The 14,155-nt window shown below is 73.7% G+C and carries 14 protein-coding genes; 4 read left to right on the top strand and 10 right to left on the bottom strand.

Annotation, left to right across the window (positions count from 1 at the left end; all coding sequences use genetic code 11):
• Positions 1-29: 29 nt before the first annotated feature.
• Positions 30-524: an FBP domain-containing protein gene (locus IG94_RS0105750; RefSeq protein WP_031031971.1), complete on the bottom strand. Its 495-nt coding sequence runs from the start codon at positions 522-524 to the stop codon at positions 30-32.
• 180 nt (positions 525-704) lie between these two features.
• On the opposite strand from IG94_RS0105750, the gene IG94_RS0105745 reads away from it, so the two are divergent.
• The gene (locus tag IG94_RS0105745) at positions 705-1,994 is read left to right on the top strand and encodes an ROK family transcriptional regulator (protein WP_031031969.1); all 1,290 of its coding nucleotides are present in this window, start codon (positions 705-707) and stop codon (positions 1,992-1,994) included.
• 151 nt (positions 1,995-2,145) lie between these two features.
• Entirely contained in the window at positions 2,146-2,439 is a 294-nt protein-coding gene (locus tag IG94_RS0105740; protein WP_031031967.1) for a hypothetical protein, read from the top strand.
• Positions 2,440-2,573: 134 nt separating this feature from the next.
• Here the strand turns inward: IG94_RS0105740 and IG94_RS0105735 are convergent, their stop codons facing one another.
• The 4 genes from IG94_RS0105735 to IG94_RS0105720 form a co-directional block, all read right to left on the bottom strand.
• Positions 2,574-3,614, bottom strand: coding sequence for an SDR family oxidoreductase (locus IG94_RS0105735; protein WP_031031965.1), 1,041 nt, complete (start codon positions 3,612-3,614; stop codon positions 2,574-2,576).
• 300 nt (positions 3,615-3,914) lie between these two features.
• The gene (locus tag IG94_RS0105730) at positions 3,915-5,111 is read right to left on the bottom strand and encodes an FUSC family protein (RefSeq protein ID WP_031031963.1); all 1,197 of its coding nucleotides are present in this window, start codon (positions 5,109-5,111) and stop codon (positions 3,915-3,917) included.
• A 61-nt stretch (positions 5,112-5,172) separates the two neighbouring features.
• Positions 5,173-5,829: an HAD family hydrolase gene (locus IG94_RS0105725; protein ID WP_031031962.1), complete on the bottom strand. Its 657-nt coding sequence runs from the start codon at positions 5,827-5,829 to the stop codon at positions 5,173-5,175.
• A 148-nt stretch (positions 5,830-5,977) separates the two neighbouring features.
• Positions 5,978-7,009 (bottom strand): PHP domain-containing protein, encoded by a 1,032-nt coding sequence (locus IG94_RS0105720; RefSeq protein WP_031031959.1) that lies wholly within the window; start codon positions 7,007-7,009, stop codon positions 5,978-5,980.
• A 120-nt stretch (positions 7,010-7,129) separates the two neighbouring features.
• Between IG94_RS0105720 and IG94_RS0105715 the strand changes: the two genes are divergently transcribed.
• Positions 7,130-7,366 (top strand): hypothetical protein, encoded by a 237-nt coding sequence (locus IG94_RS0105715; protein WP_031031956.1) that lies wholly within the window; start codon positions 7,130-7,132, stop codon positions 7,364-7,366.
• A gap of 30 nt (positions 7,367-7,396) precedes the next feature.
• Here the strand turns inward: IG94_RS0105715 and IG94_RS0105710 are convergent, their stop codons facing one another.
• The 5 genes from IG94_RS0105710 to IG94_RS0105690 all read right to left on the bottom strand — a co-directional run bounded on the left by IG94_RS0105710 (position 7,397) and on the right by IG94_RS0105690 (position 11,990).
• Positions 7,397-8,644: a glycoside hydrolase family 16 protein gene (locus IG94_RS0105710; protein WP_031031954.1), complete on the bottom strand. Its 1,248-nt coding sequence runs from the start codon at positions 8,642-8,644 to the stop codon at positions 7,397-7,399.
• A 133-nt stretch (positions 8,645-8,777) separates the two neighbouring features.
• Complete coding sequence (locus tag IG94_RS0105705) at positions 8,778-9,317, bottom strand: VanZ family protein (protein ID WP_031031953.1); 540 nt, start codon at positions 9,315-9,317, stop codon at positions 8,778-8,780.
• A 237-nt stretch (positions 9,318-9,554) separates the two neighbouring features.
• Entirely contained in the window at positions 9,555-10,238 is a 684-nt protein-coding gene (locus tag IG94_RS0105700; protein ID WP_031031951.1) for a DUF4230 domain-containing protein, read from the bottom strand.
• Between the two features lie 269 nt (positions 10,239-10,507).
• Positions 10,508-10,894, bottom strand: coding sequence for an anti-sigma factor antagonist (locus tag IG94_RS0105695; RefSeq protein ID WP_031031948.1), 387 nt, complete (start codon positions 10,892-10,894; stop codon positions 10,508-10,510).
• Positions 10,895-11,048: 154 nt separating this feature from the next.
• Positions 11,049-11,990, bottom strand: a complete 942-nt coding sequence (locus IG94_RS0105690; protein WP_031031946.1) for an NADP-dependent oxidoreductase — start codon at positions 11,988-11,990, stop codon at positions 11,049-11,051.
• Between the two features lie 402 nt (positions 11,991-12,392).
• On the opposite strand from IG94_RS0105690, the gene IG94_RS0105685 reads away from it, so the two are divergent.
• Complete coding sequence (locus tag IG94_RS0105685) at positions 12,393-14,150, top strand: ATP-binding protein (RefSeq protein ID WP_031031944.1); 1,758 nt, start codon at positions 12,393-12,395, stop codon at positions 14,148-14,150.
• The last annotated feature ends 5 nt before the right edge of the window (positions 14,151-14,155 follow it).

The raw sequence follows: 14,155 nt of genomic DNA, 5'->3' as shown, positions 1-14,155 counted from the left end.
CGCCGGGCGGCGGCGCGCGTCCGCGATCGTCAGCCGGCGACCTTGGCGAGGAAGCCGGACAGGTTGCCGAGGGTCCGGGCGGCCTGCTCCTCCAGCGTCAGGCTCTCCTCGATGCGGGTACCGCCCTGCGGAACCTTCTTGCCCCGCAGATACAGGGAACAGGCCAGGTCGGTGCACATGTACAGGCCCACCGAATCGCCCTGGCGGCCCGCCGCGCCCGCCTTGCGCGCCGTCATCAGCGAGACCCCGCCGCGAGGGTGCGCGGTGAGGCACAGGGCGCACAGGCTGCGCTGGAAGAAGCCGCTCCTGGCGGTCTGGAAGCGCAGGGCCACGCCGGTGAGGCGTCCGTCGTGGTCGGTCACGAGGTAGCTGCGGTCCGGCGCCCCGGGGTCGCGCCAGCCGAGGAAGTCGAGATCGTCCCAGGGGCGTTCGCCGAGGTCGCGGGGGACGGCCAGGCGCTTGGCCTCGCCCTTGGAGCAGTTGATGAAGGAGGCGCGGACGTCCTTCTCGGCGAGTGCTCTCACGGAGGTCTCCCTGCGGATTCGTTCTCGGTACCGGCTGAACCTAAGCTGCCTAGGTTTCCGCCTAGCGTAAATAGACGCGGGGGCAACGGGCCAACGGTTTACCGAGGCGGCTTCGGCAAGCGGGCGGCGCCGGGTCGGATGTATGTTTGCAGGCCGGGCACGGCACGGGAGGAAGCCACCATGGCGGGGCGGAGCGGGCGCACGGTGCGCGACCTGAGACGGGCCAACCGTACGGCCGTACTGCAGCGGCTCTACTTCGACGGACCGCTCAGCCGTTTCGAACTCGGCCCGGCGACCGGTCTCAGCTCGGGTTCCGTCAGCAACGTCGTCGCCGACCTGGTCGCCGACGGCCTGGTGGAGGAGGCGGGCAGCGTCGGCTCCGACGGCGGCCGGCCGCGCACCCTGCTGCGCGTAGCCCCGGCCAGCGGCCACCTGATCGGCGTGGACGTCGGCGAGACCCGGGTCCGGGTCGAACTCTTCGACCTGACCCTGACCGAACTCGCCCGCGCCGAACGTCCGCTGACACAGCAGTCCCCCGACGTCGAGGCCGTCGTCGGCCACATCCACGAGGGCGTCGCCGAGGTGCTGGACAGGGCCGGTCTGCCGCCCGGCCGGCTGCTCGGCGCCGGCATCGGCGTCCCGGGCATCGTCGAGCACACGCCGGACCTCGGCGCCGTCGTGCACGGGCAGACCATCGGCTGGGACGCGGTTCCGCTGGAGGCCCTGCTCCGGTCCGGCTCCCCGCTCCCGGACACCGTCCCTTACCTCATCGACAACGGCGCCAAGACCCTCGGCCAGGCCGAGATGTGGTTCGGCGCCGGGCGCGGGGCCCGCAACGCGGTCGTGGTCCTCTTCGGCTCCGGCGTCGGCGCCAGCCTCGTCACGCCCGACGCCGAGCAGGGCCGTGCGGTCGAGTGGGGCCATCTGACGGTACGGGTCAGGGGGCGCCGCTGCCGGTGCGGGGCGTCCGGCTGCCTGGAGGCGTACGCGGGTGCCGAGTCGCTCCTTGCCCGCTGGCGCGAGGAGGGCGGCCGGGTGCCCGGGGGGACCGACGAGGAGACCGCCCTGTCCGCGATGCTCGCCGCGGCCTACCCGTCCGGCGGCGAGGCGGCCGACCCGGTCGCCCTCGCGGTCCTGGAGGAGACCGCCGAGTACCTGGGCGCGGGCCTCTCCGACCTCATCAACCTCTTCCAGCCCGAGCGCATCCTCATCGGCGGCTGGGCCGGCCTGAGGCTCGGCACCCGCTTCCTGCCCGCCGTCCGCCGCCACGCCGTGTCGTACGCGCTGCGCCACCCCGCGCAGAAGGTGACGGTGGAACTGGGGCGGCTCGGACCGGACGCGGTCACCGTCGGCGCCGCGATCCTGCCGCTCGCCGACTTCTTCGCGCGCGGCGGGCGACGCCCGGATCCCGTCCCCGCCTCCCCGGCCCCGGCCTGGCGCACGGCCCTCGCGGAGCGGGCACCGCGGTGAGGCCCCGGGACATACCGCGGTGAGGACCGGGCGCCGTGGAGCGTGACGGCGCTCCGGTGCGCGGTGCCCGCCCCGGCGGGGGTTTCGGCGCCCGACGCGGAGGTACCCGGAGCCGCTCGGACCACCGGGAAACCGCAGGAGGGAGCGTGCCGTGACGGACCGCCGCCACGAGGGACCGGGTGAGAACGGCACCCCGGTCCCGCGGGACCTGCCGGACCAGCAGGCCGGCGACCACGACGACCCGTGGGAGGCCGCCGCGCCCACCCGCGAGCAGCGTGAGCACCTCCAGGGCCTGGACGACGAAGAGGCTGACGAAAGGGCTGAGGGGGAAGAGGCCGAGAGGGACGTGCCCGACACCGACGAAGCGGGAACGGGCCGCCAGGGCGCACCCCACTCGGGCGCCGTGCACCCGGAGCACCCCGTGCCGGACGAGTCCCCGGGCTGAGGGCCTGAACGCCCGCACGCGAACGGCTGAGCCGAACGGCCGTACAGCCGAGACGCGAACCGGGGGAGACTGAGGGACTGAGGGACTGAGGGAGGGGGCGGGCACCAACCCCGTCCCCTCCCTCGCGCGCGTGCTCAACCGACCTTGCGCCCTCGCAGCGGCGCGGTGTCCGCGCCGGCACCCTGCTGGAAGCCGCGCAGGAACTCCTCCAGCACCTCCGTGGCCGTACGCGTGGGCCGCCAGCCCAGCTCGACCCGGGCCCGTGTGCAGTCCATGAGCGGCAGCCCGAGCACCGCGTCGAACAGGTGCGGCGAGGCGGGCAGCAGCCGCAGGCCCCAGGCGGCGGCGACGGCGGAGCGGGCCGCGCTGCGGGGAAGCCGTACCGGCCGGGTCCCGGTCATCTCGCTCAGCAGTCGCGCGTCCACCGGAGGGTCGGCCGCCAGGTTGAACGGCCCGCGGGCGTCCGCGGAATGTGCCGCCAGCCGGTAGGCGTGGGCCGCGTCGTCGGTGTGCAGGGCCTGGGCCCGCAGCCCGGGGACGTCCGGCAGGAAGGGGAGGAGATCCGGGCGCGCCGCCGGGCCCGGCAGGAACCTGCCGCCGAAGATCCGGCGCTGCTCGCTGGCCGACTCGCGCTTGAAGAGGAAGGCGGGGCGCATCCGCACCACCCTGATGTCGGAATGGTCCCGCTCGAAGGTGTCCAGGGCCCGTTCCAGATAGGCCTTCTCCCGGCAGTACGCGGCGTCCGGCCAGCCGTGCGTCGGCCACGACTCGTCCACCGCGCGGTCCTTCGGGCCCGGCGAGTACGCGCCGACCGACGAGGCGTGCACCAGCGCCGGTACTCCGGCAGCGGCCACCGCGTCGAAGACCCGGATGGAGCCCAGTACGTTGGTGCGCCAGGTCGTCGCCGGGTCGTGCGTCGGCTGGAAGGCCCAGGCCAGATGCACCACCGCGTCGGCGGCGGCCAAGTGACCGGCCAGGTCGGTCAGGTCGGCCCGGTCGGAGGCCAGGTCCACCGCGGCCCACTCCGTCTTCGCGGGCTTCCACCCGGGGATCCGCCGGGCCAGCCCCAGCACCGACCCCACCTGCGGGTCCTCGGAGAGCAGCCGCACCACGCTGCTGCCCACGTTGCCGGTGGCGCCCGTCACCACGATCCTGCTGCCCGTCGTGCTGCTCACTGTGCCGCTCCTCTCCGCCGCCTGCCCGTACCGAGGTCACCGGGTACCCGCCGCACGGGAGAGGAACGCGGCAGGAGGAAGCCCCGACCGCGACGGGGGAATCACGGCCGGGGCGGCTTTGCGTGGATACGGATGGCGGTCGCCTCTCGGCGGGGGGCTCCACAGGGCTTCAGCCGAACGATCTTCCCTGTGGGCTATGGGTGAGGCCCGGGGACACTGTTCCATCCGTACCCACGCTTGGTTCAACGGCGAAGTACCTGCTGGTGTTCCACCGTCTGTCGCGTTTTGCGGTGATGTGCGTCACTGCCCGGCGGACTCGTCCGGCTCGGGCACGATCTCGGCCCACAGGTTCTCCGCCTGCAGCACCAGCGTGCCGAGCACCGCCGTACGGGCGGCGCCCTGCCCCTGTTCGCGCAGCCCCTCCTGGAGCCGCCGGTGCAGTTCCTCCATCGTCGTCTCCGTCTCCGCCTCCCGGCGGGGCCCGGCGCTGCTCCCCAGGAGCCGGTCCGCCTCGGCGTGGCAGGCGTCGCCGATCAGCGCCAGCAGTTGTGCGTAGAGGTCCAGCACCGGTCCCTCCGGCGCCTTGGGCGTGCGGTGCTCGTCGACCGTCACCGCCAGCGTCCGGGTGAGCGCCGTGACGTTCCCGGTGACCCGGCTCCACCGCTGGTCCTCGTCCTCGGGCGGGACGGCGGCGGGCGCCCCCTGCAACCTGCGCAGCGGCCCGGAGGTCAGCCGCAGGCTCTCCCGGCTCCAGGAGCGCGCCGCGTACAGCGCGTCCAGCCGCCGCCCGAGCCGCGCGGCGTCACTGGACCAGCCGGCCGCGCTCTGCCCGTCCCACTCGCCCTCCCGCAGGCCCGTGGCGACGGTGTGCAGCAGGTCGCCCGACTCCCGGGCCAGCGCCGCGAGGTTCTCACGCACGTCCCTCAGGTGGATCGGCGGCAGCACGAGGGCGTTGACCGCCACGCCGATGGCCGCGCCGAGTGCCGCCTGCCCCACCCGGTGGCCGACCGCGGCGGCCGAGACCGCCGTCCCGGAGGCCAGGACGAACACCGCGGTCGTGGCGGCGTAGATCCCCTGCCTGCCGAAGCGGGACCAGTTCGCCATCAGCATCAGCACTGGCAGGCAGAGCGCCAGGGCCCCCGTGTGGTCGTCGGTGATCGCCTGGGCCGCCGACGCGATCACCGCGCCGGCACAGATCGCCGCGAACTGCTCACCGGCCTGCCGCACCGAGCTGTAGACGGTTGCCTGGACGAGGACGAGCGCGACCCAGGGAGCCATCAGCGCCATCGGGTCGCCCAGCCAGACGCCCGCCACCGCCCAGGCCAGGAGCGCGGCACCCGCGGCCTTCAGCGACTGCACCACCAGGTCGCGTTCGCGCCCGGGCCCCCGCCAGGCGGCCCGGACCGACCGTCCGACGGCACACGCCTCCCACCACACTGCGGCCGCCGGTCGGCGTCCCCTCAGTGCCTCCCGGGCCGTACGGATCACAGCGGTCATGCGGCGCCGGGTGCCCGCTCCGCCGGCGGGCACGTCGTGGGGTGGATCACGGCACGGCGCCTCATGCGAACGGGCTCCCCTCCCGCGAGGCCAGCAGGTCGGCCGGGTCCGCGAAGACCGCGTCGGCGCCCGCCTCCTCCAGGTCGGCGCGGGGCAGACCGCCGCACAGCACGCCCACGCAACGCACCCCGGCCCGGGTGCCCGCGCGCATGTCCCACACCGTGTCCCCGACGAAGACCGCCCGCTCGGCGGGCACCCCGGCCAGTTCCAGGGCATGCTCGACCGGCTCGGGCGCCGGCTTGCCCGCGTCGACGTCGTCGGCGCTCGCGGTGGCGGCGATCGCGTCGTCCGCGTCGATCGCCCGCCGCAGCGCCCCCAGTTCCGCACCGCCCGCGGAGGTGGCGAGGACCACGCGCCAGCCGTCGCCGGCCAGGCGGCGCAGCAGGTCGCCGGCGCCCGGCAGGGCGGGCAGGCGGTCGAAGTACTGTCCGTACAGCGCCTTGTGGGCGGCGCTCAGCCCGGCGTCCAGGTCGCGGTCGCGGTCCTCGCCCAGCAGGTGCGCGACGAGGTCCGAGGACGGCAGGCCGACGGCGCGGTGGACGGCGTGCATCGGCACCTGGTGGCCCGCCTGCCTGAACGCCTCCCACCAGGTCGTCACATGCAGGTGATTGGTGTCGACGAGGGTCCCGTCGACGTCGAACACGGCTGCCCGTTCCATGCACCGTTCCCTTTCCGGTCCGCCGGTCCGCCGGCCCGTGGTCTCGGGAGCCTCCGGCCCTCGGGCGCTCCGGCCCCCGGCCCTTCGGCCCACTCGTCCCGGTCCGCGAACCCTGCCGGTCCGCGGTCGTCGTCCACCGGGTACCACCTCAGCCGCCGGCCACTCCGGACGGCGTACGGCCCTCGCGGGTCCAGGCCAGCAGCTCGTCCAGGGACCAGGCCGTGACGACGCGCTCCGCCGGTACGCCGCACTCCTCGGCCCGCGCGCACCCGTGGATCTGCCAGTCCAGCTGCCCCGGGGCGTGCGCGTCGGTGTCGACGGAGAACAGCACGCCCGCCGCCACCGCCCGGCGCAGCAGCCGCCGGGGAGGGTCGAGCCGCTCCGGGCGGCTGTTGATCTCCACGGCCGTACCGGACTCCGCGCAGGCGGCGAACACCTCCTCCGCGTCGAACACGGACTCCGGCCGCCCCCGCCCGGTCAGCAGCCGCCCGGTGCAGTGGCCGAGAACGTCCGCGTGCGGGTCCCGTACGGCCGTCACCATGCGGCGGGTCATCGAGCGGGCGTCCATCCGGAGCTTGGAGTGCACCGACACCACCACGACGTCCAGCCGCTCCAGCAGCTCCGGCTCCTGGTCCAGCGAGCCGTCGTCGAGGATGTCGCACTCGATGCCGGTCAGCAGCCGGAACGGCGCCCAGGTCTCGTTCAGCCGGGCCACCACGTCCAGCTGTTCACGCAGCCGCTCGGGGGAGAGGCCGCGGGCCACCGTCAGGCGCGGCGAGTGGTCGGTCAGCGCCGCCCACTCGTGCCCGAGCGCCGCCGCCGCCCGCCCCATCTCCTCGATCGGGCTGCCCCCGTCCGACCAGTCGGAGTGCAGATGGCAGTCGCCCCGCAGCAGCTCCCGCAGCCGCTCACCGCCCTCGGCGAGCGGGGCCTCCGCCTCGTCCTCCAGTTTCTCCAGGTAACCGGGTGTGCGGCCGGCCAGCGCCTCCCGCGCCACCTGCGCCGTCCTGGGACCGACCCCCTTCAGCGACTCCAGCGAACCCGCCCGCTCGCGCAGCCCGTCCGCGCCGAGGTCGCCGAGGACCCGCGCCGCGGTGCGGAAGGCGCGCACGCGGTACGTGGGTGCCTGGGACCGTTCCAGCAGGAACGCGATCCGCTCCAGTGCCTCGACGGGCTCCATCGCCACCACCTCCGGCCGGTCCTCGCGACGGCTCCTCCGCCACGTCCAGGGTTCCCCAGGGGCCCGGGGCCCGCACCACGGACACGGCGCCCGGCGCGACCCGCGGCCTACCCTCTAGACATGACCGAAATCGACAGCCCGCACATCGGCAGCCCGCGGATCCTCGTACTCGGGGTGCAGCCGGGGACGCCCCCGTTCCGGATCGTCGAGATCGACGGCCAGGTGGCCGGTGCGGCCAGGGACGTCACCGACGTACTGGAGGCGGCCGCGGCCTTCGGCATCACGGTCCACGACCTGGACGACCCGGACGTGGTCCGCTGGGTGGGCGGGGACAAGTTCACCTGGACCCGGCGCTAGGGGGTGTCCGGGCCGGCCCCGCCCGGTGGCTCAGCCGACCGTCCACTTCTGGTTGGCGGTGCCCGCGCAGGTCCAGATCTGCAGCCGGGTGCCGTTGGCCGAGTTGTTGCCGGTGACGTCGAGGCACTTGTCGGCCTGCGGATTGACGATGTCGCGCGCCGCGGTGACGACCCACTGCTGTGCGGCGCTGCCGTTGCAGTCCCACAGCTGGACGACCGTGCCGTCCGCCGTGCCGCCGGCGTTCACGTCCAGGCACTTGCCGAGCGCCCGGACCGTGCCGTCGGGGTCCACCGTCCACTGCTGTGCCGTGGTGCCGTTGCAGTCGTAGAGCTGCACGGGCGTGCCGTTGGCGGTGTTCGCCGCGGCGACGTCCACGCACTTGCCGGCCAGGCCCCGGATCGCGCCCCCTGCCGGTGAGTCGCCGGTCGTCACCGAGACGTGGTCGACGACCAGGGTCTGCGGGAAGACCGTGGAGCCGTCCGGGTCGCCCGGCCAGTAGCCGCCGACCGCCAGGTTGAGGATCAGGAAGTACGGCCTGTTGAACACCCACTGCCTGCCGCCCAGGTCGGCCGGGGTGCGCCGCTGGTAGACGTTGCCGTCCACCGACCAGGTGACCGAGTCGGGCGCCCAGTCGACGGCGAAGGTGTGGAAGGCGTCCGCGAAGGCCTGGCCGCCCGGCAGGGTGTACCCGGCGCCGATGCCGCCGGAGCCGGAGTAGCCGGGGCCGTGCAGGGTGCCGTGCACGGTGGAGGGCTCGAAGCCGACGTTCTCCATGATGTCGATCTCGCCGGAGTCCGGCCAGTTGACCGGGGTGCCCAGCATCCAGAACGCGGGCCACATCCCCTGCCCGCGCGGCACCTTCATCCGCGCCTCGACGTGCCCGTACTGCGCTGTGAACTTCCCCGAGGTGTTGAGCCGGGCGGACGTGTACTGGCAGGTGCCGTACCAGCACTGGTAGTTGGCCGGGTTCTCCTTGCGGGCCGTGACGACCAGGTGGCCCTGGCCGTCCAGGGCCGCGTTCTTGTTGCCGGAGGTGTAGTACTGCCGTTCGTGGTTGTTGACGTTGTCGCCGGTCTCGATCTGCCACTTCGAGGAGTCGACGGCCGCGCCGGCCGGGCCGTCGAAGGTGTCGGAGAAGACCACGGCGGCGGCCGAGGCGCCGGCGGTCGCGGGGCCTTCGGGCTCCGCCTGGGCGGGGCCGGTCACGAGGGACGCGGCGAGCCCGGCGGACAGGGCGGCGGCGAGGAGACATCTGCGGAGCAGGCGTGGGCGGACCACGGCTCTCCCTTCCGTACGGCACTCCGCGGGGGAGCGCCGACCGAGGTGGGGGTGGAGTGGGGATGTCGCCTCTTTATTCAAATAGTGAGGTAAGGGGTGGTCAATACATTGGTACGGACCAGAAGTGCCGTCTTCAGTCCCGGGCCTTGCGCGCGTGCACCGTGCGGCTCATCCGCCGGCCGAGGAGCAGGTAACCGATCAGCGCGCCACTGGTGTTGAGGATGACGTCGTCGACGTCGAAGGCCCGCCCGGTGACGAGCGCGCCCTGCGCGAACTCCACCAGCAGCATCACCACGGCCGTCAGCAGCAGTACCCGCAGCACCCCGCGCGTGCGCGGCGCCACGACCGGCACGAGCACGCCGAACGGCACGCCCAGCAGGATGTTCCCGCCGATCTGCTTCACGGCGTCCCGCAGGGCGGGCTGGTCCAGGTAGGCCCTCAGCGAGCTGCCCGGTCGCATGTTGGTGTGCGTCAGGGCCTCGGAGGCGGGGGAGGGGTGCAGGGTCAGCCGCGCCAGCACCACCGCGAACGCCACCATGAAGACGAACGCGCACGCCGTGGCCAGCAGCCGCAACGGCAGGGCGAGCGCGTGCCGTTCGGGTGGGTCGGCCTTCCGCGCCTCGGCGGCGCGGGGGCGCGGCCACAGTCGCAATCCTGAGACGGCACGAGCCATGTCGGTCCTCCAGTCGTCAACGTCCCCGCGTGGAAGGGCGGTTACCCGCCGCGCCGCCGAGGATGCCCGGCAATGCGCAACGGGTCGTATCCGCTCCGCCCGCCGCCATCCGCGCGGTCCTCGGACGGCGGTGCGTCCGGAACGGACAGGGACAAGAATGGACAAAGGCAAGGGTGATGCGAGGGGCGGCCCCGGACCGGGCGCCGGGGCCGGCGCGCCCTCCCGCCCGCGGAGGGCTCAGCCCTTGTATGCCACCCGCACCTCATCGAAGCCCAGGGAGCGCAGCAGGCCCTGGAGCATCGCCGTGGTGTTGCTCTCGGCCCGGGTCTTCAGCTCGCTGTCCTTCGCCGCCTCGCCGATGTGCCGGGACGCGAGCTTCTGCACGGCCTGCTCACCGTTCGGGTTGTCCGAGAACAGGTCGCCCAGGCGGTCCAGCAGCCCGCGCTGCTTGGAGACCGCGTAGGAGCGGTCGGGGTCGAGGGCCGGCTCGCCGAGCGCCGCGTGCGGCAGCCGCAGCGTGGCCGACGTCCGGTCCCCGTCGACCTGCACGTCGTCCTCGCCCAGCTTCCCGAGGTCGACATAGGCGTCCACGGTGCCCGCCCCCACGTACAGGGTGCGGGTCCCGCGGATCGCGTCCGGCAGGAACTTGGTGTCCTTCTCCAGGTCCACGACGACCTGGAAGTTGCCGGACGCCGCGTCGTAACGGCTCATGTCCTGGATGGACTTCAGCAGCGCCGGTCCGGACCGGTCCTGCGTCTCCGAGCCGAACAGGTCCTTGAGGCCGGGCAGGACACTCAGCCGGAGCCCGGCGAACAGCACCGCGAGCACCAGCACCACCGCGGTCAGCGCCTTCGCCCAGCCGGGCATGCGCGGCGCGGGCTTCCGGTCGTCACTCGTGGGCTTCTTGACGGGAGTCGTCATGGCGACGGCCCTCCTTCCTACTCACCCGGATGCCCCTCATCTCCCGTGCCAGACCGAGCAGTTGGAGAACGGGCGGCAGGACGCGGGCATCCCGGGTGATTTGCGGCTGCCGGGGCTCACCCGCGGGGAGGCGGTGTGGTCCTCGCGACCGTCGACGGCCACCTCCGATGCACCGTCGGCCGAAACCGTGACGGCCGCACCGGTTCACCGTCAGCCGGACACCGTGACGGCCGCCGGGTCCGTGTGCCGCGCCGGTGGTGGTGTGCCGGTCAGCACCCCGTTCGGCGAGCGGTCGGCAGGGCGGGGCCGAGTACCTCCCGCAGGGTCGGCCGCGGTGGCAGCAGCCGGGTCAGGCCGGTGATCCGCAGCATGCGCAGGGTGAGCGGGTGCGAGCACACCAGGTGCACCTCTCCGCCGCCCGCGAGCACCTGGTTGCGGGCCCGGGCGAGCAGCCGGACCCCGGAGCAGTCGAAGAACTCGATCCCGCCGAGGTCGAGCACGACACGGGCGCCGGGGCGCCGCGTCTCGCGGTCCAGGCGCGGAGCGATCTCCGTGGCGGACGCGATGTCGATCTCGCCCCGGAACTCCAGCACCGCGTGCCCGCGCTCGTGGCGCACCCGCAGATGGCGGGTGGGCGACGGGGATTCCTGCCGCACGACGACGTCGCCTCCAGCCTGTTCCGGCCCGTTCCGGCCTGTCATGGGGGCCCAACTACCCGTTCTGCTCAGAAAGTTACCTCGGGCGAGCGAGTTTGAGCATGTTCGACTGACATATGTCGCCGACGTCTCATCGCACGGCCGTGCCGACCGTTCAGTCGACCACGAGAACGATCTTGCCGGTGGTGCGGCCGGTCTCCCCCAGAGCGTGCGCCCCGGCCGCCTCGGCCAGTGGGAACGTCTTCGCGATGGTGGGCTCCAGCTTCCCCGCCTCGACCAGCCGGGCGATCTCCCGCATGTCGGCCCGGTCGGCGTCGACCAGCATCCGCACCGCCCGCACCCCGAGCCGCCCGGCCTCCTCGAAGAACTCGCCGGACCCGACCGGCAGGATCGACACCACCACCCCGCCCGGGCGCAGCACGCGCAGCGACCGCAGCGACGTGTCGCCGCCGATCGTGTCCAGGACGACGTCGACGTCGCGCACCGCCTCGGTGAAGTCCGTCTCCCGGTAGTCCACGGCCTCGTCCGCCCCGAGGGACCGCAGGAACGCGTGCTTGCCCGCGCTGGCGGTGCCGATGACGTGGGCGCCCCGCGCCTTGGCGATCTGCACCGCCACGTGCCCCACGCCGCCGGCCGCCGCGTGGATCAGCACCCGCTGCCCCGGCTGGAGGTCCGCCCGTTCCACCAGGGCCTGCCACGCCGTGAGGGACACCAGCGGGAGCGCGCCCGCCCGGACGTGGTCGGTCCCGGCCGGCAGGTGCGTGAAGGTGCGCGCGGGAGCCGTCACGTACTCCGCGTGCGAACCGTGGCCGAAGGGATAGGAGAGCATGCCGAAGACCTCGTCGCCCGGCCGGAACGCGGCGACGCCGATCCCCACCGACTCCACCGTGCCCGAGACGTCCCAGCCCAGTACGAAGGGCGGCTCGCCGAGGAAGCCGCCGTCCGCCCGGTGCTTCCAGTCGGTGGGGTTCACCCCGGCGGCACGCACCCGGACCAGCACCTCGTTCGGCCGCGGAACGGGGCGCTCGACCCGTACCTCCTTGAGGACCTCGGGTCCGCCCAGAACGTCCTGGCTGACGGCGCGCATGGTGGTCATCGGAGAACCTCGCAACTCGGGAGGGGGGTCAGGGGCACGGTCTGCGACTCCGACGTGATCGTGCCATTCCCCGGGCCGGACGGCACCCGCGGGCGCGGCGGCCGGATCAGGGCGGCGGGCGTGCTCAGGCCCCGGTTTCCCGGGCGCGCCCTGTCGGCGCTCCTGGTCAATTGGGGGATTTGTCGACATCTGGCCCGCTGCCGGGTCGTGACGGAATCCTCACTTCCGCAGAGCCGTGAAATTGATCTTTTAGGCTTCCCAACCGATAAGCTCCCCAGCGGCACTGCGAGTTGACGCGATCGCGACGGGTCGGCCCGTGGTGCACACCCTGAGTGCGGTCCCCCTTGCGCACCCTTGCTCGACCATCCCCCCTGTTCGATTGTTTTGCTTCGAAGGATGCAGATGGAACTCGCCACTCCGCCACCGGCGGCGCGGGTCCCTGTCGCCTGGCACAGCTGGTGGCTCATGCCACTGGGGCTGGGCGGCGGGACGGTAGCCGCCACGTTCATGAGCTCGGAGCGAATAACCGTGGCCGTCGCCGGCGCGGCGGCCACCGTGGCCGGCACCGTGTGCGTACGCCTTCTCCTGCGCACCCGCGCCCAGCTGGGCCGGGCCGAGAACGCCCACCGTTCCGCGCGCTCCGAGAACTCCCAGCAGTGGCAGCAGCACGTGGCCGGCCTGGAACGCAAGTTCTCCGCCGAGCGCTCCGACCTGGACGCCCAGCTCACCGAGCAGGCCCAGACCTACGAGGAACGGCTCGCCGAGCACACCCGGGCCTACGAGGACCGGATCGCCGAGCAGGCCACGTCCTACGAGGCCCGGTTCGCCGAGCGGACCGAGGCCTGGCAGGAGCAGCTGGGACACCAGCTGGCCGCGGTGTCCCGGCTCGCCGACGAGCAGTTGCCCGACGCGATGCGCAGACTGCGCTCCGGTGACGCCATCGACGACATCCTGCCGACCGTCGAGCAGTGCTCCAAGGTCGGCGCCGACCTCCAGGCCGAACTGCGCAAGGTGCTCCGGACCGCGCTGATCGGCGTCGAGGCGGAGTTCGACCGCTCGACCTCCGCGGAGCAGGCGGTCATCAGCGTCGGCAACCGCATCCACGTGCTGACCAGCAAGCTCCGTGGCCGCCTGCACGAGATGCAGGGCGAGCACGGGCGGCTGCCCACCGTCGCCCGCGGCCTGATGGAACTCGACCAGGCCATCGGCCCCGCGGACTGCCTCGCCGCCAGCATCGGCGTGCTCGGCGGCTCGGACCGCCCGGGACGGCAGTGGCAGGAACCGCAGCGGCTGCTGAGCGTGATGCGCGGCGGCATCGGCCGGATCAAGGACTTCCACCGCGTCCAGCTGCGCCACCTGCCCGAACTGGGTGTCGACGGCGGCCTGGTGGACCACCTCACGCTGATCTTCGCCCACCTGCTGGACAACGCCGCGCGCTACTCGCCGCCCACCGAGCCGGTGGTCGTCTCCGGCAAGGAGGTGCCCAACGGCGTCGGCATCGAGATCCAGGACTCCGGCAAGGGCCTGAGCGACGAGAAGAAGCGCGAGGCCGAGCACGCGCTGGCCGGCACCTCGCCCGGTGCGGGACTCGGCGGCATCTCGGAGGACGCCAACATCGGCCTCCGCGTCGTCGGCGCCCTCGCCCGCCGCTACGGCATCCGGGTCACCTTCGCCGACTCGCCGTGGCTGGGCACGTCCGTGGTGGTCGTCGTACCCCACAAGTACTTCAGCCCGCTGCCGTCCGCCGCGGCCCCCGCGACCGTGCCGGACACCGCGCAGGCCGTCACCGCCCCCGCGGCGGACCTCGTGCCCCCGGCGGTCGTCGAGGCGGCAGCCGCCCCCGCACCGGCGGTCGAGTCCACACGGGCGGCCGACCCCGCGCCCGCGGCCGACCCCGCGGTGGAGACCACCCCCGGAGGCCTGCCCCGACGCCGGAGCAGGCGTGCCGAACCGGCCGCCGCCTCCGGGGCCGCCGCGCCGACCGCGCAGCCGCCCGGGAGCGAAGCCGCCGACCGGGCCCAGGCCTCCGCCGTTCCACCGGACGCGTCCTTCACCGGTCTCGCCGCCTTCGCCACCGCGGGCCGCGACCCCGGCGCCGGCACCTCCGAATCGACCACCGGTGGCGCGTCCACCGAGCACCGCACTGAAGAGAGCGACTAGTCCCC

The organism is Streptomyces olivaceus (assembly GCF_000721235.1).
In the GTDB taxonomy this organism is placed as follows: Bacteria; Actinomycetota; Actinomycetes; order Streptomycetales; family Streptomycetaceae; genus Streptomyces; species Streptomyces olivaceus.
The sequence above is the reverse complement of the archived record's forward strand: the minus strand, read 5'-3'. Positions and strand labels throughout refer to the sequence as shown.